Source organism: Phaeobacter gallaeciensis DSM 26640 (genome assembly GCF_000511385.1).
Lineage (GTDB): Bacteria > Pseudomonadota > Alphaproteobacteria > Rhodobacterales > Rhodobacteraceae > Phaeobacter > Phaeobacter gallaeciensis.
This window is the reverse complement of sequence record NC_023137.1, coordinates 2,603,627-2,622,489: the sequence shown is the minus strand read 5'-3', so window position 1 is coordinate 2,622,489 and position 18,863 is coordinate 2,603,627. Positions and strand designations below refer to the sequence as shown.

Below are 18,863 nucleotides of genomic sequence, written 5' to 3'. Positions count from 1 at the left end.
GGTGCAATCCCCGACCGGATGATTTGCTACCTAGCCAGTCCGCCGAAAGTCAGCTCATCCGGTAGGCATTAGGAAGACTTCACGCACGGCGTTGCGCGGGTCAGCCTCCAGCGCAAAGACGACGGCATCGGCCACATCTTCGGGTTTCAGCTTGTCTGGCTTGGCCTCGTCAAAGAAGGCGGTGTCCACCATGCCCGGTGCAACCACCGTGCAGCGACCGCCCCATTCCTTCATCTCCTCCGCAAGATTGCCACCATAGCCATGGACGAACCATTTGGAGGCGCCGTAGATTGAGCCGGGGATATGCACCCGCCCGGCCGCTGAGCCGGTCAACACCATGTGGCCTTTCTGGCGTTTCAGATGCGGGAGGGCCGCCTTGGCTGTATAGAGCAGGGCCATGATATTGATATGCACCAAATCGTGCCATTCAGCTGGGTCCCCCTTCTCCGTGCCGGGTGTGTTCAGACCAGTGCCCGCATTGGCAAAAGCGGCGTCCACCTGTCCGAAACTGTCGCGAAGATGCTGCAGGGCGGCAACCTGATCTTCGAATTTCGTCGCATCGCCGGGTAGGACCAGGGCGCCATCATCCAGTTCCGTGGCGAGGCTGTTCAATTTGTCTTCGGAACGGGCGAATAATCCGACATTCCAGCCCGCCTTATGGGCAGCTCGAGCGGTTGCAGCGCCAATGCCACTGGAGGCGCCGGTGATGAATAGTGTTTTCTGGGCCATGGAGGTATCCTCTGTCTGACGGGTATTTGCCTGCCCAACGCGGTGACCAGGTGTTTGGTTGCTCCGCCGCGGCAAAGTGACGTTGCCCCGGTGAAAGTGATCAGTTGTGACTGGTTGCACCGCTCGGTATCTGGAATCCTGCCAGTGGCCTCCTATCTCAAGACAGAGACCTATTTTACAGGCATTGCAGCGCCGGCCCCGTTGGTCTGAGGGTTTCTGTCTGGACGCGCGGCAGCTCAACTTATTCAGGGATTGGCATCATGCGACTACCTTCACTACTTCTAGCAGCAACGCTTGCGCTCTCGGCCTGTGCCGAAGCCGCACCGACAGGCCATGTCACCCCTGATCAGGCGCGGGTTTTTGCGCTGCCCGATGGTCAATTCGAAGTGGCCCCGCCGCAGGGCGCTGTCCGTTCGGCGTTCTGGTGTGGGGCTGCGGACTACGCACGCCGTGCATTGGGCGCGGGCTGGGGGCAGGACATCTACGTTGCCCGTGGCCTGGGCGCCGGGGTGGCGGTGAACCGCAAATCCACCGTGCATTTCACCCTGACACCGGTTGCGAGCGAGCGTGGCGACAGCTGGCTGAAGCGGACCAATGCCTATCGCGTCGGGGATCGGCTGAGTGTTCAGCAGGCCGACCACCAATGCGCAACCGCTTTCACCCGCTTCTGAGGATCACAGTGGCCTGAACCAGGAGGTTGACCATGCGTTTTATTTCCAGATTTACCTCCCGCCTTACTAGAGTAGCGGGTCGTACCATCCCCACCTCAGGTGGGCGGCGCATTCTGGGAACAGTGGGCGTGGGGCTGGTGCTGGTCGCCCTGTCGACACCGGCCTTCGCCTTTCGCGCCATCAACCGGCTGGAGGTGGTGCCCGCCGGGACGGGCCAGTTTGAGGTGATTGGCCGCGCCGGTGCCCTCAAATCCGACTATTGGTGTGCCGCCGGAGACTATGTACGCAAATCCCTGGGGCTGTCCTGGCAGACGAAGATTTACGCCGTGGACGGTATCGGGGCCAGCACCATCACTGGTGCCCGCTCTGCCGTGCGCTTCACGCTGGATCCGGCGGTCGCCGGGGTGACTCCCTTTACCGGCAATTGGACCGGCGATATCCTGACGCCGGGATATGCGTTCCGCGCCAATGCCGCCTATGGAAAATGCGAGGACTGGATTTTCCCCTTCCGCAGTCGCAACTAAGGCGCCCAGATCAGTGCAATCAGGACCAGGGGCAGAGGTTATGCAGGCAGAGTTCACCGTCACAACCCGTGGCCAGGCGCTGTATGAGATAACCGATCAGATCGTCGGGTGGGTGCAGGATAGCGGGCGCAGCCAAGGGCTGCTGACGCTCTTTTTGCAGCATACATCCTGTTCGCTGTTGATACAGGAGAACGCTGACCCGGAAGTGCAGGGCGATCTGCTGGCCTATCTGTGCCTTTTGGTGCCACCGGCCTCCGATCCGTCGATGGCTTATCTGCGTCACACCTATGAGGGGCCGGACGACATGCCCGCCCATATCAAGGCAGCGTTGTTGCCGGTTAGCCTGTCTATTCCGGTGACCGGTGGTCGCCCTGCTTTGGGCATCTGGCAGGGTATCTACCTGTTCGAGCATCGCGACGCGCCACACAGCCGCAGGGTGATCGCGCATCTGGTTTAGGCCCCGGCATCTTGTGGTGGCAATTCACCTCTACCCAAACCCTAGAGGCTGCCATATAGTTGTGGATAAGGGCGCAGCGGCGTCCCGTTCACCGGCGGACTGGAACAGGGGGGACAGCAGATGCGCTGCCCGTTTTGCGGAAATATCGACACCCAAGTAAAAGACTCGCGCCCTGCTGAGGATCATGTCTCGATCCGCCGACGTCGGTTCTGTCCGGCTTGCGGCGGTCGCTTTACCACCTACGAGCGGGTGCAGCTGCGTGATCTTGTTGTGATTAAGACCAACGGAAAACGCGAAGATTTCGACCGGGACAAGCTGGAGCGCTCGATCCGTATTTCCATGCAGAAACGCCCGATTGAGCCGGAACGCATTGACCAGATGATTTCGGGTATCGTGCGGCGGCTGGAGAGCATGGGCGAGACTGATATTCAGTCCAGCAAGATTGGTGAGATCGTGATGGAGGCGTTGGCCCGGATCGATACCGTTGCCTATGTGCGCTTTGCCAGCGTTTACAAAAATTTCCAGGCGGCGGATGATTTCGAGGATTTCGTTCACGAGCTGCGCCCTCCGGTGGCGCCGGAAGAGTGAGTCCCGCAGAACGGGCGCGGCCCGAGGATGCGAGGTTCATGTCGCTGGCATTGTCGTTGGGGCGGCGCGGGCAGGGGAATTGCTGGCCGAACCCTGCGGTGGGCTGCGTGATCGTACGCGACGGACGCATTGTTGGCCGCGGATGGACCCAACCGGGTGGGCGTCCCCATGCTGAACCACAGGCGTTGCAGCAGGCCGGAGACTTGGCGCGCGGTGCAACGGCTTATGTCTCGCTTGAACCTTGCTCTCACACCGGCAAGACACCGCCCTGCGCGCAGGCCTTGATCGACGCGGGTGTGGCGCGTGTCGTCGCCGCGATTGAGGATAGCGATCCGCGTGTCTCAGGCCATGGGTTTGCGATGTTGCGTGACTCAGGGATCTCGGTCACCACCGGGGTGTGTTCCGATGCGGCAGCGCGGGATCATGCCGGGTTCTTCCTGAAGACTGAACAGGGGCGTCCCTTTGTGACCCTGAAACTGGCAAGCAGTTTCGACGGGCGCATTGCCACCGCTGCAGGTGAAAGCAAATGGATCACGGGGGCGGAGGCGCGGCGGGCCGTACATGCCATGCGGGCGCGCCACGATGCGGTGATGGTGGGCGGCGGCACCGCGCGGGCAGATGATCCCTCGTTGACTGTACGGGACCTTGGCGTGACCCATCAGCCGGTGCGAGTGGTGATCTCACGCCATCTGGATCTGCCATTGATGGGACAGTTGGCGCGCAGCGCGCGCGACATTCCGGTCTGGATCTGCCACGGTGCCGGGGCCGACACCGAACGCCTGCGCGCCTGGGAAGGGTTGGGGGCGGTCTTGCTGCCCTGCGCGGCGGATGGGTTGCAACTGGACGCGGGCGACGTGTTGCAGCAACTGGGGCAGGCGGGGCTGACACGGGTCTTCTGCGAGGGGGGCAGTGCGCTTGCGGCCTCGCTTCTGGCGCAGGATTTGGTGGATGAGCTGATCGGGTTCACCGCAGGATTGGGTATCGGCGGCGATGGCTTGTCTTCGATCGGCAGTCTCGGGCTGGACGCATTGGCCGAGGCGCCGCGCTTTGATTTGCTTGATGTTCGACCGGTTGGGGCTGATATCCAACACCGCTGGACGCGCTCCCTGCGTTAGGGCCACAGCCCCACGGGGTCGCAGCGCGCGCAGATCAGCGCCACAGGTGGGCGTAGGTGGCCAGCAGGCCCTGAAGCTTGGCAAGGGTTCTGTTGGCGGTGCCGGGTGCGGGGATGTCCCCTTTGGCCAGACGCTCGACCACCAGTTCCACCTGACAGGGCAAGCCGCTGACAGGATCCACATAGCGCGGATAGTCGATGAGTGCGGCATGAACCAGACCCATCAGCGCGGGGCGTGCACGGCGTCGGGCCACCGGGACGGCTCCCAGATCCGTGGTCAACCCCCAACCGGCATAGAAGGGCGCGCCAACCGTCGTGACCTTCACCCCGCGCAGCAGGGCCTCAAACCCCATGAGCGACGTCATCGTCCAGACCTCATGCACCATATCCAACAGCGCCATCGGATCGCTGTCTGGAACCACCACATCCGCCAGCTGCTCTGCGGCGATGCTGCCATCACGCAGTCCGGCCTCCACATCGGGGTGGGGTTTGTAGATCAGCACCGCGCCTGGGTTTGCCTTACGGGCGGCGCGCAAAAGATCGGCGTTGGTGGCGATTTTCTCACAGCCCAGCCGAACCGAGGCATCATCGGCCACCTGTCCCACCACCAGCACCCGGTGTCCTTCCGGCAGGTCCGGCACCGTGCCGCCAAGGTTGTATTTCGACAGGCTGTCTTGCACCAGTCGCTGGGTCAGGTCCTCTGCGCGCTGCTGCTGCTCCGGCGTCAGCATGGTGCGGGCCGCGATCAGATCCTCCAGATCGCTGGGTTGGTGGGGGTCGTAGTAGATCCCCTGCCGGTCCACCACCAGTGACAGCGGCGGGATCAGATCCGCGCCCAAGCCGCGCGACCGCAGGAACCCATCCTCGACACGATGAGCGCCCGGAGATTGCCCGGTGCTGGTGCGCCCGGCCCAGATCATCCAGTTGCGCCCGCTGGACTTTGCCGTTTTGGCGCTGTTGCTGAACCGCAGGCGCCGGTAGCGGCCAAAGAAATTCTGTAGCGGGTGACGTTTCCAGAGCCGCATGCCAGAGGCAATCCAGCCAGCGCGGTCCTGCTGCCAGGCGCGGGTCTCTGCCTCCAGCGCGTCGATCACCTCCTCCAGCTCGCAAAGGCGGTCGTGGTGTGGGCTGTACCATTTGGGATACAGGATCATCGCGGCTGCAAACAGTTGAGCCCGGGTCAGGCGGCGCTGGCGTCGGGTGACGGGGAATTCATCTTCGCTGAGGCCCCAACCGGCATAGAAAGGCTGGCCAAAGATACGGGGTTTGTGGCCGCAAAGGATCGCCTCAAACCCCATTTGCGACGATACAGTATAGACGGCAATTGCGCCCTCCAGCAGCGCCCAGGGCGACACCGGCGCGTCAAGGATCTCAACCCGGCCCTGCGCGTCTGCTGCGCTGTAGTAGCCGGGGCGGTGGCCTGCGCGGTCTTCCGGGTGGGATTTGATGATGGTGCGGGCGCCGGGATGTTCGTCCTGGGCGTAATACAGCATCTCCTGAAACCGAGCGTGATCGGTGCCTTCAAACGGAGTCGAGGCGCGGACAGAGGCATCGCCACGGGCCTGATCAATTACGAGCACGTAACCGGGGTCGGGGACCGGTGCCTGCGGCGAATAGGCGTTGTATTTGCTTAGATGGGCGTCCTGCAGTCGCGCGATGGCGCGGCGGGCGCGTCGCATCAACGCGCTGTCATCCAGTGGGTGCGAGGCCAGCAGCTGCTCCAGATCGGAGGGGGTTGCAGGGTCAAAATGCAACCCGGAGCGGTCCAGCAACAGCCCCAATGGCGGCTCCCCCGCGCGGCCGGGATGGATCGAGCGAAGGAAAGCGTCCTCGACCCGCAACAGCTCACAGCCCTGCGCCTCTGCCACAGCCTGGCCGCGATGGGCGGTATCTGCATTGCCCCAGACCGCGACCAGATCATCGGCGGTTGGTTTGCCCAGGCGCAGGTCATACCCTGCCAGCGACAGGATGCGCCGCAGCCGCTTTTGACGCAGGAAGCCGGCGTTGTAATAAAAAAGCCGGGAGCGCGCGCCCCCGGCCTTGGTTGTCGGGTATTGTCCCGTCATGTCATCAGCCGCCGCTGGCCAAACTTTCGACGCTGGCGATGGGGGCCAGGGGGCTGGCCAGCAGGGAAATCGTCTTGGTCCACTGGGCGTAGGGCGCCTCTGTAACGTAGAGCGTATCGGAATCGCGGATCACGAAGTCGCGCGCCACAAACAGTCCGTTGGGTTTGGTCAGGTTCAGCACATAGACCAACCGCTGCGCGCCGATCAGATCGTTGCGCCCCAAGACCTGATTGGCGATTTCCGCAGGTTCATTGCGCAGGACAAAGACGCCAGTAGGGTCCGATGCGGTAGAGACCAGACCGCCGACCTGCGCGATCGCTTCAAGCGCGGAGAGGTTCTGGCTTTCGAACGGGACGCGGGCCTGCGCGCTGGTGGCGCCCAGTGCGGTGAAGGACCGGCTGTCCTCTTCTACCAGGATTTTGTCACCGCCGCGCAGGGCAATGTCCAGCTCTGGATGTTTGAAGAGATCCTGGAACCAGATCGTGCCACGCTCGGCGCCGCGAATGACGGTGATCTGAGCGTTTTCAGGCTCAATCGCAACGCCGCCAGCACGGGCCAGCATCGTCGCCAACGTCCGGGTGGGGCGTTCAATCGGGTAGACCCCCTGTCCACCTACCGCCCCGGTCAGGCTGACAGTTGCGCCATCGCCCGCAAGGCGGCGCACCTGAACCTGCGGGTCCGGGGTCTGGTCTTCCAGTTTCTTGGTGATGGTGCGGCGCAGCTGATCCGGCGTATTCCCCGAGGCGCGCAGCCGCCCGGCATAGGGCACGAAGATGAAGCCAGCACTATCGACCTGCACCTCTTCCAGAACGGTGGCATTGGTTGTTTCAGCTGCCAGCAACCCGTCGTCGACGTTTTCCCAAACCGTAAGGCCAAGAACATCGCCGGGGCGGATCACATCGGAGGTCAGCCGACCGGCGCTGCGGAAACTGTCGGAAAATCCAAGCGCGGGCACAACAGCGGTGGCACGGGTGACACGGTCATTGACCGAGACGATGAAGGCATCGCCTTCTTTTTGCACGGAACCGGCGTAGATCTGACGCTTGTTCGGGCCGACCTGGGGAAGGCCACAGGATGCTGCCAGCGAGACTGCGGCCAGAATCGCAACCGGTCGCGCCCATTGAAAGGGAACGGTTTTCACTGCTCGGTCTCCTCGACCTATTATTGTTTTGCCTCAAGTTTTGGGGCCAAGCTAGCGCAGTGTCTTGAAAAAATCCAGCCTTAGAGATGTGGCGCCTCAGCTCACCACACGCAACTGTTGCCGCGGTGCCGCTGTCCCCTGCATCAGCGCCTGATAGGGGTCTTCTGCCGCGAGCATCATATCTACCACCTGCCGCAGCAATTGGCGGCGACCCTTGCGGGAATAGAAGCCACCGGGGAGTTGCGAGGTTTCCAGAAGATAGCGGCGATAGTCCTTGTAGGCGCGGTTGTCCGGTCTTGCGGGTGCGGCAAAGAAGTCCGCCAGCGGCTGGGTCGAAACAAACTCTGGCTTGTCATAGACAGCCTTGCCGAACACCTTCAGCGGGATGCCGCGCCAGAGCACCTGCTGACCTGCGGTTGAATTCACAGTAACGGCCGTGCGGGCCTCGTTCAGCAGGGCGGCCAGTTTGCCGCCGCGGACGTAATGCACGCGATGTTCCAGCCCATAGCGTTTGGCGAGCTGACGGACAGTGCGCCGGATCGGAACCCGGCCGTCCTCAAGCGGATGCGCCTTGACGACGAGGTGGTGATGACGTGGTGCGCCCTCGGCGAAACCTTGAAACACTTCGGTCAGGAAGTCCGTCAGGCTGGCAAATGGCGAATGCTCCTGAAAGGCGCTGTCATGTTCCAATTGTAGAAGGGCCAGGTGATAAGGGAAGCCGCCGTTGCGGATGCGTCTTGTGGCGCGTCGACGCTCAAGCGCCTGAAATGGCATCAGCAGCAGGCGGCGCAGATAAAGTTGAAATTCGCGGGTGACCGGTAGCGCGCGATGGGGGCGGAACTGGCGGTAGCCACGATTGAGCAGCATGACAAAGCCATGATAGACTGCACCGTAGAAGACATGCTGCCGGGTATCGCCCCAATGGGATGGTGGCAGCGGGGCCTCCATGTCGGACAGGGCAAGGGCCGCAGTCATCTGCGTGACCGGCATGTCCATCAGCCGAGAATGCCCGTTGGAGCCTTCCCGTTCATAAGTGACCCAGTACGGCCGCAGGTAGCCTTCCTCAAACACATGCACCCGGATTCCGCGCGCGCGCGCTGCGGACACAGCTGTCGCGTGGATCGGTCGGGTGTCGCCGTAAAGCACCAAATCGGTAATCTGACGATCCCCCAGCACCTGTTCGAGATGTGCAGGCCAGTCCTCCGGTGTGCCGCGATAGGGCAGGTAGCTGGTCTTGTCGCGCCAGAATGCCTGGTCGCCGGCGTTGAAGCCGACGCGCCAGACAGCACAGCCAGCCGCCTGCAGCATCTCTGCCAGGCTGGCAAAGAACGGCCCGTGGGGCCCTTGCAGAAACAGGAAAGCGCGCTGTGGATCGTCGGTCTTGTGCATAATGGGTCAAATATATCCCGATTGTACAAACAATGGCTTAACCGCTAATTCAGCTTAACCATATCTACGCTCTAGGGTAGGGCGTAGGCGTGGCACAAGGCAAGAGCGGCCATCAGTGTCGGGCGATTGCAGGGCGGGGCGGGTTCATCCGGCAACAGCGGGGCTTGCCGCGCGGCGGTCCAATGGCTACCAGAGAGGCGCCGGCCGATCAACACGGCCACAACCGCATTTGCAGGAGCCCGCCCATGTTCACAGGCATCGTCACCGATATCGGCATCATCACCGAGCTGGAGCAGCAGGGCGACCTGCGGGCGCGGATTAAGACCGGTTATGATACCGCGACCATCGATATTGGCGCCTCCATTGCCTCCGACGGCGTCTGCCTGACAGTGATCGCACTGGGGGACGATTGGTATGACGTGCAGATCTCGGCCGAGACCGTGTCCAAGACCAATATCGGCGGCAATGGCTGGGCCGTTGGCAAGCGGGTCAATCTGGAACGTGCGCTAAAGGTTGGCGATGAGCTTGGGGGCCATATTGTATCGGGCCACGTCGATGGCGTCGCCGAAGTGGTAGATATTCGTGAGGAGGGTGACAGCACCCGTGTCACCCTGCGCGCGCCACAGGATTTGGCACGCTTCATCGCACCAAAAGGGTCGGTTGCGCTCAACGGGACCTCGCTGACGGTGAATGATGTGCAGGGCTGTGATTTCGGCATCAATTTCATCCCGCACACCAAAGAGGTTACAACCTGGGGGGATGTTGCGGTTGGTGATGCGGTAAATCTGGAGATCGACACATTGGCCCGCTACGTCGCGCGGTTGAATGACGTCGGCTAGGTCTGATCAACTCTCCCGAATGGAAATGGTCATCTGGGCAAAGCGAACGGTTCCCGCCAATGCGGCGCGCGTCAGCGCTTGACTGCGGAGCGACTGGCAGATCGGGACGCTGTCGCACTGGCGAACCAAACCCCAGCTGACAGGCCTACTGCTGACGGCGACGCCGCGTCCGGGCTATGGTCTGCCGCATGCGGGGCTGGTATTTGCGGGGCGGCTGGTCTATCCCGCTTTGGTATCCACAGCCTTGCTCGGGGCTGTGGAGGTCGCATAGACCGCTGTCCACGACTGCCCACCGAAAGGTTGCCTGAATGAGCTTTGAAACACCGGGGCCGATTGAAGCCCAGCTGCGCGATGCAATCAGCCCTATTGAAGAGATCATCGAAGAGGCCCGCCAGGGGCGGATGTTCATCCTCGTGGATCACGAGGATCGTGAAAATGAAGGTGATCTGGTCATCGCAGCTGAATTTGCCGATGCGGCTGCAATCAACTTTATGGCGACCCATGGGCGGGGTCTGATTTGCTTGCCGATGACCGCAGAGCGGGTTGATACCCTGGGGCTGCCCATGATGGCTGTGAACAACTCTTCACGTCATGAGACGGCCTTCACCGTGTCGATTGAAGCGCGCGAAGGCGTCTCGACCGGGATTTCGGCAGCTGATCGCGCCCTCACCGTGGCAGAGGCCATCAATGAAGATAATACAATGGCATCGCTGGCCACACCGGGCCATGTCTTTCCGCTGCGGGCCAAGCGGGGCGGGGTCCTGGTGCGGGCAGGCCATACCGAGGCTGCGGTTGATATCTCGCGGCTTGCTGGGCTGAACCCGTCTGGGGTGATCTGTGAAATTATGAACGACGATGGCACCATGTCACGCCTGCCGGAGCTGGTCACCTTTGGCAAGACACATGGGCTGAAGATTGGCACGATCAGTGATCTGATCGCTTACCGTGCGCGCAATGACAATCTGGTGGTGGAAACCTCGCGCGAAACTGTGACGGCCGAGATTGGTGGTGATTGGCAGATGCGGATCTTTACCGATCAGACCCATGGCATCGAACATGTGGTGATGATCAAGGGCGATATCACCACGCCGGAGCCTGTGCTGACCCGCACCCACGCGCTGCATGAGGCGACCGATCTGCTGGGGCTGGGTCCCAAGTCGGCCCGCCAGTTGCCCCGCGCGATGGAGTTGATCGCCGCGGAAGGGCGCGGCGTGGTCTGCCTGTTCCGCGAGCCGCGCAGCGCGCTCTATGCGCAGGATGACGAAGGTCCGCGCACCATCAAACAGACCGGTCTGGGCGCGCAGATCCTCTCGAAAATGGGGCTGCAGGAGCTCGTGCTGCTGACAGATTCGCCCTCCACCACCTATGTTGGGTTGGATGCCTATGGGCTGACCATTGTTGGCACCAAACCTCTGCTGAAGGACGCTTGATATGGCTGCACATGAATCCCACTACACACTTGACCGCCCGACCTTCGACAAACCGGTCAAGCTGCTCATCGTCGTAGCCCCCTACTACAAGGACATCGCCGACAATCTGGTCGCCGGGGCGCAGGCAGAAATCGAGGCCGCAGGCGGCACCTGCGAGTTGATCGAGGTGCCCGGTGCGTTGGAAGTGCCTACGGCCATTGCAATCGCCGATCGCAGTTCGAACTTTGATGGCTATGTGGCGTTGGGCTGCGTGATCCGGGGCGAAACCACCCATTATGAGACCGTCTGCAATGACAGCAGCCGGGCCATCCAACTGATGGGTTTGCAGGGGCTGTGCATCGGCAATGGCATCCTGACCGTGGAAAATCGCAAACAGGCAGAGGTCCGCGCAGATACCAAGGATCAGAACAAGGGGGGTGGCGCTGCGGCTGCGGCCTTGCATCTGATCGCGCTGACGCGTAAATGGGGCGCCCAAACCAAGGGAGTCGGCTTCAAGGCCCCTTCCGAGGCCATCAGACTGGCCGACTCAGATAATGGACCCACCACCGCATGACCACTTCGGACAGCCAGGGCGCCGCTCGTAAGGGCAGTGACAAGCACAAGATGAAATCAGCGTCCCGGCTTTATGCCGTGCAGGCGCTGTTTCAGATGGAACATAGCAATCTGACCTTCGACAAGGTCATCGTCGAGTTTGAGGATCACCGGTTTGGTGCAGTCTATGACGGTGATGAAATGGCTGAGGGCGACTCCAAGAGCTTTCGCAAGCTGATCGAGGGCGCAGTCAACGACCAGGCCAAGATTGACCAGATGACCGACCGTGCGCTGGTGGCCAAATGGCCGATTGCCCGGATCGACCCTACGCTGCGTGCCCTGTTCCGTGCCGCTGGTGCGGAGTTTCTGTCGGGTAAAACCCCGCCCAAGGTGGTGATCAACGAGTTTGTCGATATTGCACGTGCCTTCTTCCCGGAGGGCAAAGAGCCGAAATTCGTGAACGCTGTGCTGGACCACATGGCCCGCGAGGCAGCGCCTGAAGCCTTTTGAGGCCAGCTTGGCAGACTGCGTCCCTCGATAACGGTACGTAAAAAGCCAGATGAAGATAGAACGTTATCTGAAGACAGTCGGAAAGCGTGCCTCAGTGGCGCGTTTTTTTGTTTCTGCTTCTGAAGGCGACCGTCAAAGACCGGGCAACATGCGTCAAATTCCGCCGATCCGCTATTTGCCGCTGGACGCCCCTGCAAAGAATGCTACCGTTTTTGCTGTAGCAGGAGGGCGTTTTATGCCGAAGCTGGTGAAACTCTATATTCAGAATGTGGCGATCGGCTTTGCCATCGCTGGGGCCTTTGTCGGGATGCTGTTGTGGTTCAATGTGATGAACCTTTGGCATCTGGTCAGCACATCGGACAGCGGCCTTCTGGCGGTTGGCATCCTGTGGTTCATGAACGGGATCGTTTTTGCCGGGGTGCAGTTCGGCTATGCGGTGATGTCACTGGCAGGGAAGGACGATGGACCGCGGGGTGGAATGCGCATCACGCCGGATGTGAAACGTGAGATGATCCCGGTGCGGGTCCCCGCCAAGAAAGCCTCCCGGCAGCTGCCCCATCGCTGACCCTTTGTCCACAGTGCGATGTGGCTTGGGCTCGTAACCCAATCGACCAGCCGTGCCTCTCTCAGGCGCGGCTTTTCTTCTGTCAGCGAGAGCGGTGGTGGAATGCGGCGGGACCACCAGTCAACCGTGCGGTTTTGATTCCCGAGGACCTGTATGTACAGGTGGGCGCCAGATAAAAGGACCAGGGTCCGAACAGAGCCAGCTCCCTCGGAATTGCTTAAGGCCACTGGAATGCTACCTGTCACGAGAAGGGCAGAACCCGCCTCCGCTCTAACTAGGGGGCGGGTCGGGTGGAGACAAGGGGCTTGGTAAAACTCTTTTCGGTGGAGATACCGAAGCGAGGTCAGCGCAGGGTCTGGCCATCCCTTTGCCCACACGCCGGTAGGCAGGCTGCTTGCTATTTGTTCATGTATTGTTCACATTGGGTGCATGATACATGAACTCACTCCCGGACAGCGGCTTGCACGCGGTGTCGCACGCCATATGGCGGCGCTTGGCTTTGTTACGGTTGAGGAATTCGTCCCGGTGCGCGGCCTCCGGGTTGATGTTATGGCGCTTGGCCCCAAGGGGGAGCTGTGGGTCGTTGAATGCAAATCCAGCCGCGCCGATTTTCAGTCCGACAGCAAATGGCAGGGCTATCTGGAATGGTGTGACCGCTATTTCTGGGCCGTGGATCTGGCGTTCCCGAATGAGCTGTTGCCGGATGATAGCGGGCTGATCATTGCAGATGACTACGACGCGGAGATCATCCGCATGGCGCCGGAGCAGAAGCTGCCCGCCGCAAGACGCAAGAAGCTGATCCAGAAATTCGCCATGGATGCGGCCAGCCGCCTGCATCGGTTGCGTGATCCCCAGCCGGGTGCGGCTGGGAGCTGGGGTATCTGAGGGCCGGTTCGGTCCCGGTCCTCAGGTGTTGAGGCTGCGCGCGGCCTGAGCGGCTGCCATGATCTCTTCGGCGATTTCAGTGGCCTCTTCCGGGTCGAAATCCATCGGGATCTCGATACCGTCCGCTTCGATGAAAATGCGCACCATGCCAGCATCGGTGGGGCCGATCTGCATATTGGCTTCGATGTCGCGCTCTGTGTTGATGCTCATGCGGCACTCCTGTCGTAGGGCTGGCGTTGACGGGTTCTGCTAGCCTGCTGCCACTCTAAAGGCAAGGACGCGCCGCTGCCAGATGGAGCATCTCAGGGCGTGTACACGACCGGTTCGATTGATGGTACATCTCTGGACATTGAGAGCAAAAAACTTGCGGCTTTCCTCTTGCGCTCTCATCGCCCCTGTATTAAATCGCCCTCAGTGCCGCCTTAGCTCAGTTGGTTAGAGCGCCTGATTGTGGATCAGGAGGTCCCCCGTTCGAGCCGGGGAGGTGGTACCACCCTTCATCAAAGATTGCTGTTTGAATGGCCCGGTGTATGCACGGCGCGTCTTGGGTTCTTTACTGTTAATACAGTGGTTTATGCTGATGGTGTCCAATGCCGTGGGTGGGCGGCAGGCTCAGTCGGCGACGGGCTTGATCGTCACGCGCTGTTCGATTGTGCCGCTTAGGTTGTTCAGGATCAGAATTTCATCCTCATCGGTCACCACCGCAATCCAGCCGTCGCCAAAGGTCACGGCGCGGGCGCTGACCCCATCTGGCAGGGACACCGTTTCCGGCAGGTTAGGACCGGATGCAGACAAACGGATGACAAGCAGTGTCAGAACCACTAAGAACCCGCAAATCATGATCACCGTCAATGTGGTCACCATCCGTCGCAGGAACACCAGCTGGGGCGGTTCACTTTGATTATCTGTCTCAGAAGGATGTGTCATGGCCCGCCGCCGGATCGAGTTTGTCATTGCGGAAAACCCGCCTAAACGGCTTGATAAAGCGGTTTCGCGTGATGTGCCAGAGGAAGCCACCCTGTCGCGCACCCGACTGGCCCGCCTGATTGAGGCAGGGCAGGTACAGGTCAACGGTGTGGTTGTAAGCGACCCCAAGGCCAAGGTCGAGGCTGACGCGCTGATCGAGATCACCGTGGAGGAGGCCGAAGACAGCCACATAGGCCCCGAGGATATCCCGCTTGAGGTCATCTATGAAGATGACGATCTGATCGTCATAAACAAACCCGCAGGTATGGTGGTACATCCGGCGCCCGGCACGCCCTCCGGCACCTTGGTCAACGCGCTGTTGCATCACTGCGGTGATAATCTCTCCGGTGTGGGCGGTGTCAAACGTCCCGGCATTGTGCATCGCATCGACAAGGAGACCAGCGGCCTCCTGGTGGTGGCCAAATCCGATGTTGCCCATCAGGGGTTGGCGGCACAGTTTGAGAAACACACAGTGGAACGCTACTACCGCGCGATCTGCTACGGAGTGCCTGATGCCAACGATCCGCGCCTGCGGGGCGTCAAAGGCACCAGTTTCGAACCCGGCAACATCCTGAAACTCACCACCCAGTTGGCCCGTCACAAGACCGACCGCCAGCGGCAGGCGGTTCTGTTTCAGGGCGGGCGCCATGCCATAACCCGCGCGCGCATCGTCGACAGCTATGGCACACCGCCTGTGGTGGCCTTGATCGAATGCTGGCTGGAAACCGGGCGCACCCATCAGATTCGCGTGCATATGGCCCATGCGGGCCATGGGCTGGTCGGGGATCCGGTTTATGGCGGGAAGCGCAAACTGGCAGCGAAATCGCTGCCGGAAGACACCGCTTCTGCCATCCAGACCTTTCCGCGTCAGGCGCTGCATGCCGCGGTTCTGGGGTTTCTCCACCCGGTCACAGGCGACGCCATGCGGTTTGAGGCACCTTTGCCGGAAGACATGGCGCATTTGCTGCAAAAACTGGGAAGCGCGGGCGCATAATTTTGCTTCTTTATTTTTAATACGTTGAATTTTATAGGTAAATTCCTGCCCGCTCGGTTCGGATGCGCGGCTCCCTCATGTGCAAATTCCTGTGAACTTTCTCACAGACTGCTTTTCTTACGATTCCTATAAGAGATAAACTTGGCAACTCTTGAACGGGGCTATGCGTTAACCCATATGACAAGATGTTAAGTCCTTATACATTGGGAGGGACACAAAGAATGGCGAATTATGCAAACCTGCCCGCACCAACACCCGAAGGCGGGCTGAATCGGTACCTTCAGGAAATCCGCAAGTTTCCGCTGCTGGAACCGGAAGAAGAATACATGCTGGCCAAGCGCTGGGTAGAAGAGCAGGACAGTGCCTCTGCCCATAAGATGGTGACGTCGCACCTGCGGCTGGCAGCAAAAATCGCGATGGGATATCGCGGCTACGGCCTGCCGCAGGCCGAGGTGATCTCTGAAGCCAATGTCGGCCTGATGCAGGCGGTCAAACGGTTTGACCCCGAGAAGGGCTTTCGCCTTGCGACCTATGCCATGTGGTGGATCCGTGCGTCTATTCAGGAATATATCCTGCGCTCTTGGTCGCTGGTGAAGCTGGGCACGACCTCGGCGCAGAAGAAACTGTTCTTTAACCTGCGCAAGGCCAAGGCCCGTATCGGCGCACTTGAAGAGGGCGATCTGCACCCGGACAGCGTCAAGAAAATCGCCACCGACCTCGGGGTGACCGAGACCGAGGTGATCTCCATGAATCGGCGTATGTCCGGCGGGGACGCCTCCCTCAATGCCACTGTTGGCAGTGAGGGCGAAGGTACCATGCAGTGGCAGGACTGGCTGGAAGATGAAGACGCAGATCAGGCCGGTGACTATGAAGCACGCGACGAGCTTGAGGCGCGGCGTGAACTTCTGGCCAGTGCGCTTGAGGTGCTGAATGACCGTGAGAAGGATATTCTGACCCAGCGCCGTCTGGCCGATCAGGCGAAGACGCTGGAGGATCTCAGCACGCAATATGGCGTCAGCCGCGAGCGAATCCGCCAGATCGAGGTGCGCGCCTTTGAAAAATTGCAGAAGAAAATGCGCGAATTGGCGTCTGAGAAGGGTATGTTGTCAGTCCAGTGACGCCAGCATATCTGCGCTGCAAATGTGATGAAACGGCCCCGCTTTGGGGCCGTTTTTCATCGCTTGGCAGGGCGCGCGGATTCGCAGTTACACCGGGGCAGGGCCCTAGCCTTGGCGGTTTAAAACGCCTTAATAAAACAAATCGAAACTCTACGTAATAATGTTGCGAAACGGGCAATTGAGGACATTGACCTAACGCTTTGTTAGGGGGCCGCGGCATAGTGTTGAGGGATGTAATTCCTCAAAGGACCAAGTGACCGATGCCGTCCATATTCTTTCGTCTTCCCATCCGTATCTACGCAGTGGTGGCGATGGCGCTTGCACTTTCCGTGCTGTTGACCGTCCTGCTGCTGTCGCGCGCTGTTGATAACGCCTATGCCATGCGCGACCGTGAGCTGAATAACATCATCGACACGTCGATCAGCCTGCTCGCCGATCTTGAGGCGCAAGTTCAGTCGGGTGATCTCACCGCCGATGAGGCGCGCGCCCAAGGGCGTGAAGTGATTGAAAAAATTCGCTTTGAGACGTCCGGGTATCTCTTTGCCTTCGACCAGGACTTGGTTGTGCGGGCGCATCCGATGGTGCCCGATTGGGTGGGCACCGACCGGTCCGGTTTCGAAGACGTGAAGGGCATGAAGGTTTTCCAGGAACTCGGCAAGGTTGCCGCCAGCGACGGTGCTGGATCTGTCCGCTACTGGTTCCAGAAACCAGGGCAGACCACGCCAGAACAGAAAATCGGCTATGTGCAGGCGTTTGAACCCTGGGGTTGGATCATCGGCACCGGGTCTTATGTGTCTGACATCCAGGCGGACCTCGCTCAGATGCGGATCGAATCGATGATCACCCTTGGTGTAAGTCTGGTTCTGCTGATGATTGCTTCGACCGTCCTGTTGCGCAGTGTTACGGGGCCGATCAATGGGCTGAAGGCGCGTATGGCCTCCATGGCGGAGGGCGAAACCCATGCGGATGTTCCCTATACGCAGGCCCGTAGCGAAATCGGTGAAATGGCCCGCACGCTGGAAGCGTTCCGCGAGAAACTAGAACAACAGGAGGCGATGAAAGGCCATCAGCAGGCCCGCGATGCGGAGCGTGCTGATGTGGTGCAGGTTATCTCCAGTCGCCTGGCGACGCTGTCGCAGGGGGACCTGACTGTTCGTATCAATGAAAACCTGCCGGAGGATTACGCCCAGCTGCAGCGTGATTTCAACCGCACGGCGGAGACTTTGGGCTCCACGGTCACCCAGGTGATAGACACGGCCGAGAGCATTCGCAGTGGCGCAAATGAGATCAGCCAGGCCTCTGACGATCTGTCCAACCGCACCGAAAGCCAGGCCGCCACGCTGGAGGAAACCGCCGCCGCGCTGGATGAGATGACGGCCAGCGTGAAATCCGCCGCCGAAGGCGCGCGCAGCGTCGAAACCATCATGCAGGAGGCCAAACAGGAGGCCGAGACCAGCGGTGAAGTCGTCCAGAGCGCGGTTTCCGCCATGACCGAGATTGAACAATCCTCGACCCATATCTCGCAGATCATCAGTGTGATTGATGATATCGCCTTCCAGACCAACCTCCTGGCGCTCAATGCCGGGGTGGAAGCCGCACGCGCCGGTGAGGCGGGCAAGGGCTTTGCCGTGGTCGCCAGCGAAGTGCGCGCTTTGGCGCAGCGCTCCTCGGATGCCGCGATGGAGATCAAGACCCTGATCGGCGACAGCACCAAACAGGTGGAGCGTGGCGTGGATCTGGTTGGCAAAACCGGCGATGCGCTTCAGGGCATTGTCGAACGGGTCAGCCACATCTCGCAACTGGTGTCCGGCATCGCAACCGGGGCGAGCGAGCAATCCACTGGCCTGCATGAGATCAACACCGGCGTGACCCAGCTGGATCAAGTCACCCAGCAGAATGCCGCCATGGTTGAGGAGGCCACCGCCGCCGGTCACATGCTGAATGCGGATGCCAGCAAGCTGGCCGACCTGGTTGCCCATTTCCGTGTCGCAGCAGGCGGTGGGCAGGCTGCGGCCCCGGCCCGCAAACCTGCAGCGGCTCCAGCAGCCCAACCCCAAAGAGCAGTTGCGGTTCAGGAACCCGCTCCAGCGGCTCCCAGCGCCCATGGCGATGATTGGGACATCGAGGCCGTCACGCCACAGCCGGCCTCCGCAGCGGCCAGCACCAGCGGCAATGCGGCCAAGGACATCTGGCAGGATTTCTGATCCCGCCAACGCCCCCAGCCCCAATTCAGGGCTGGGAGGCCCGTACATCTGAAACACCGCGCCGGTTCAGTCCGGCGCGGTGTTTCCGTGCCGCCCGTTCCGGCTGAGATGCCCTCCGGCAGTGAGTGGCGTTGTCCAAGCC

The 18,863-nt window shown here is 60.8% G+C and carries 20 protein-coding genes and 1 tRNA gene; 15 read left to right on the top strand and 6 right to left on the bottom strand.

What is annotated here, in order from left to right:
• Nucleotides 1-54: 54 nt before the first annotated feature.
• On the bottom strand, nucleotides 55-729 hold the full coding sequence (locus tag GAL_RS12745; RefSeq protein WP_024097982.1) for an SDR family oxidoreductase: 675 nt from the start codon (nucleotides 727-729) through the stop codon (nucleotides 55-57).
• Between the two features lie 260 nt (nucleotides 730-989).
• On the opposite strand from GAL_RS12745, the gene GAL_RS12740 reads away from it, so the two are divergent.
• The 5 genes from GAL_RS12740 (at nucleotide 990) to ribD (ending at nucleotide 4,084) form a co-directional block, all read left to right on the top strand.
• Nucleotides 990-1,400, top strand: coding sequence for a hypothetical protein (locus GAL_RS12740; RefSeq protein ID WP_024097981.1), 411 nt, complete (start codon nucleotides 990-992; stop codon nucleotides 1,398-1,400).
• A 32-nt stretch (nucleotides 1,401-1,432) separates the two neighbouring features.
• Nucleotides 1,433-1,924: a hypothetical protein gene (locus tag GAL_RS12735; protein ID WP_024097980.1), complete on the top strand. Its 492-nt coding sequence runs from the start codon at nucleotides 1,433-1,435 to the stop codon at nucleotides 1,922-1,924.
• 40 nt (nucleotides 1,925-1,964) lie between these two features.
• Nucleotides 1,965-2,381: a secondary thiamine-phosphate synthase enzyme YjbQ gene (locus GAL_RS12730; RefSeq protein ID WP_024097979.1), complete on the top strand. Its 417-nt coding sequence runs from the start codon at nucleotides 1,965-1,967 to the stop codon at nucleotides 2,379-2,381.
• A gap of 120 nt (nucleotides 2,382-2,501) precedes the next feature.
• Nucleotides 2,502-2,969, top strand: a complete 468-nt coding sequence (nrdR, locus tag GAL_RS12725) for a transcriptional regulator NrdR (RefSeq protein WP_014873994.1) — start codon at nucleotides 2,502-2,504, stop codon at nucleotides 2,967-2,969.
• The gene (gene ribD, locus GAL_RS12720; RefSeq protein ID WP_338107285.1) at nucleotides 2,966-4,084 is read left to right on the top strand and encodes a bifunctional diaminohydroxyphosphoribosylaminopyrimidine deaminase/5-amino-6-(5-phosphoribosylamino)uracil reductase RibD; all 1,119 of its coding nucleotides are present in this window, start codon (nucleotides 2,966-2,968) and stop codon (nucleotides 4,082-4,084) included. Before nrdR ends, ribD begins: the two co-directional genes overlap by 4 nt.
• Nucleotides 4,085-4,118: 34 nt before the next feature.
• On the opposite strand, the gene GAL_RS12715 is transcribed toward ribD, so the two are convergent.
• From GAL_RS12715 to GAL_RS12705, 3 genes are all read right to left on the bottom strand, one after another.
• The gene (locus GAL_RS12715) at nucleotides 4,119-6,149 is read right to left on the bottom strand and encodes a capsular polysaccharide biosynthesis protein (protein WP_024097977.1); all 2,031 of its coding nucleotides are present in this window, start codon (nucleotides 6,147-6,149) and stop codon (nucleotides 4,119-4,121) included.
• Nucleotides 6,150-6,153: 4 nt separating this feature from the next.
• A complete protein-coding gene (locus GAL_RS12710; RefSeq protein ID WP_024097976.1) occupies nucleotides 6,154-7,290 on the bottom strand; it encodes a polysaccharide biosynthesis/export family protein in 1,137 nt (378 codons plus the stop codon).
• Between the two features lie 96 nt (nucleotides 7,291-7,386).
• Nucleotides 7,387-8,679, bottom strand: a complete 1,293-nt coding sequence (locus tag GAL_RS12705; RefSeq protein WP_024097975.1) for a capsule biosynthesis protein — start codon at nucleotides 8,677-8,679, stop codon at nucleotides 7,387-7,389.
• 245 nt (nucleotides 8,680-8,924) lie between these two features.
• Between GAL_RS12705 and GAL_RS12700 the strand changes: the two genes are divergently transcribed.
• From GAL_RS12700 to GAL_RS12675, 6 genes are all read left to right on the top strand, one after another.
• Entirely contained in the window at nucleotides 8,925-9,518 is a 594-nt protein-coding gene (locus tag GAL_RS12700) for a riboflavin synthase (protein ID WP_024097974.1), read from the top strand.
• 308 nt (nucleotides 9,519-9,826) lie between these two features.
• Nucleotides 9,827-10,948: a 3,4-dihydroxy-2-butanone-4-phosphate synthase gene (ribB, locus tag GAL_RS12695; RefSeq protein ID WP_024097973.1), complete on the top strand. Its 1,122-nt coding sequence runs from the start codon at nucleotides 9,827-9,829 to the stop codon at nucleotides 10,946-10,948.
• Nucleotide 10,949: 1 nt separating this feature from the next.
• Nucleotides 10,950-11,501 carry a 6,7-dimethyl-8-ribityllumazine synthase gene (locus GAL_RS12690; protein ID WP_024097972.1) on the top strand — a complete coding sequence of 184 codons (552 nt, stop codon included), beginning with the start codon at nucleotides 10,950-10,952 and terminating at the stop codon, nucleotides 11,499-11,501.
• Nucleotides 11,498-11,989 (top strand): transcription antitermination factor NusB, encoded by a 492-nt coding sequence (gene nusB, locus GAL_RS12685; RefSeq protein WP_024097971.1) that lies wholly within the window; start codon nucleotides 11,498-11,500, stop codon nucleotides 11,987-11,989. Before GAL_RS12690 ends, nusB begins: the two co-directional genes overlap by 4 nt.
• A 235-nt stretch (nucleotides 11,990-12,224) precedes the next feature.
• A complete protein-coding gene (locus GAL_RS12680) occupies nucleotides 12,225-12,554 on the top strand; it encodes a hypothetical protein (RefSeq protein ID WP_024097970.1) in 330 nt (109 codons plus the stop codon).
• Nucleotides 12,555-12,983: 429 nt separating this feature from the next.
• The gene (locus GAL_RS12675; protein ID WP_024097969.1) at nucleotides 12,984-13,439 is read left to right on the top strand and encodes an MmcB family DNA repair protein; all 456 of its coding nucleotides are present in this window, start codon (nucleotides 12,984-12,986) and stop codon (nucleotides 13,437-13,439) included.
• 21 nt (nucleotides 13,440-13,460) lie between these two features.
• Here GAL_RS12675 and GAL_RS12670 read toward each other — a convergent pair whose 3' ends face one another.
• The gene (locus tag GAL_RS12670) at nucleotides 13,461-13,649 is read right to left on the bottom strand and encodes a DUF6324 family protein (RefSeq protein ID WP_024097968.1); all 189 of its coding nucleotides are present in this window, start codon (nucleotides 13,647-13,649) and stop codon (nucleotides 13,461-13,463) included.
• A gap of 206 nt (nucleotides 13,650-13,855) precedes the next feature.
• Between GAL_RS12670 and GAL_RS12665 the strand changes: the two genes are divergently transcribed.
• Nucleotides 13,856-13,932 (top strand) — tRNA-His (locus GAL_RS12665).
• Nucleotides 13,933-14,051: 119 nt separating this feature from the next.
• Here GAL_RS12665 and GAL_RS12660 read toward each other — a convergent pair.
• Nucleotides 14,052-14,366: a DUF6476 family protein gene (locus tag GAL_RS12660; protein WP_040104083.1), complete on the bottom strand. Its 315-nt coding sequence runs from the start codon at nucleotides 14,364-14,366 to the stop codon at nucleotides 14,052-14,054.
• Here GAL_RS12660 and GAL_RS12655 point away from each other — a divergent pair.
• From GAL_RS12655 to GAL_RS12645, 3 genes are all read left to right on the top strand, one after another.
• A complete protein-coding gene (locus GAL_RS12655) occupies nucleotides 14,365-15,399 on the top strand; it encodes an RluA family pseudouridine synthase (protein ID WP_024097966.1) in 1,035 nt (344 codons plus the stop codon). The genes GAL_RS12660 and GAL_RS12655 overlap by 2 nt on opposite strands.
• A 221-nt stretch (nucleotides 15,400-15,620) precedes the next feature.
• On the top strand, nucleotides 15,621-16,517 hold the full coding sequence (gene rpoH, locus GAL_RS12650; RefSeq protein ID WP_014874008.1) for an RNA polymerase sigma factor RpoH: 897 nt from the start codon (nucleotides 15,621-15,623) through the stop codon (nucleotides 16,515-16,517).
• Nucleotides 16,518-16,777: 260 nt separating this feature from the next.
• Nucleotides 16,778-18,721 (top strand): methyl-accepting chemotaxis protein, encoded by a 1,944-nt coding sequence (locus GAL_RS12645; protein ID WP_024097965.1) that lies wholly within the window; start codon nucleotides 16,778-16,780, stop codon nucleotides 18,719-18,721.
• Nucleotides 18,722-18,863 lie beyond the last annotated feature (142 nt).

Coding starts and splice junctions, on each gene's coding strand:
- GAL_RS12745 (WP_024097982.1), bottom strand. CDS start 729: ATGGCCCAGAAAACACTATTCATCACCGGCGCCTCCAGTGGCATTGGC.
- GAL_RS12740 (WP_024097981.1), top strand. CDS start 990: ATGCGACTACCTTCACTACTTCTAGCAGCAACGCTTGCGCTCTCGGCC.
- GAL_RS12735 (WP_024097980.1), top strand. CDS start 1,433: ATGCGTTTTATTTCCAGATTTACCTCCCGCCTTACTAGAGTAGCGGGT.
- GAL_RS12730 (WP_024097979.1), top strand. CDS start 1,965: ATGCAGGCAGAGTTCACCGTCACAACCCGTGGCCAGGCGCTGTATGAG.
- nrdR (WP_014873994.1), top strand. CDS start 2,502: ATGCGCTGCCCGTTTTGCGGAAATATCGACACCCAAGTAAAAGACTCG.
- GAL_RS12715 (WP_024097977.1), bottom strand. CDS start 6,149: ATGACGGGACAATACCCGACAACCAAGGCCGGGGGCGCGCGCTCCCGG.
- GAL_RS12705 (WP_024097975.1), bottom strand. CDS start 8,679: ATGCACAAGACCGACGATCCACAGCGCGCTTTCCTGTTTCTGCAAGGG.
- GAL_RS12700 (WP_024097974.1), top strand. CDS start 8,925: ATGTTCACAGGCATCGTCACCGATATCGGCATCATCACCGAGCTGGAG.
- ribB (WP_024097973.1), top strand. CDS start 9,827: ATGAGCTTTGAAACACCGGGGCCGATTGAAGCCCAGCTGCGCGATGCA.
- GAL_RS12690 (WP_024097972.1), top strand. CDS start 10,950: ATGGCTGCACATGAATCCCACTACACACTTGACCGCCCGACCTTCGAC.
- nusB (WP_024097971.1), top strand. CDS start 11,498: ATGACCACTTCGGACAGCCAGGGCGCCGCTCGTAAGGGCAGTGACAAG.
- GAL_RS12680 (WP_024097970.1), top strand. CDS start 12,225: ATGCCGAAGCTGGTGAAACTCTATATTCAGAATGTGGCGATCGGCTTT.
- GAL_RS12675 (WP_024097969.1), top strand. CDS start 12,984: ATGATACATGAACTCACTCCCGGACAGCGGCTTGCACGCGGTGTCGCA.
- GAL_RS12670 (WP_024097968.1), bottom strand. CDS start 13,649: ATGAGCATCAACACAGAGCGCGACATCGAAGCCAATATGCAGATCGGC.
- GAL_RS12655 (WP_024097966.1), top strand. CDS start 14,365: ATGGCCCGCCGCCGGATCGAGTTTGTCATTGCGGAAAACCCGCCTAAA.
- GAL_RS12660 (WP_040104083.1), bottom strand. CDS start 14,366: ATGACACATCCTTCTGAGACAGATAATCAAAGTGAACCGCCCCAGCTG.
- rpoH (WP_014874008.1), top strand. CDS start 15,621: ATGGCGAATTATGCAAACCTGCCCGCACCAACACCCGAAGGCGGGCTG.
- GAL_RS12645 (WP_024097965.1), top strand. CDS start 16,778: ATGCCGTCCATATTCTTTCGTCTTCCCATCCGTATCTACGCAGTGGTG.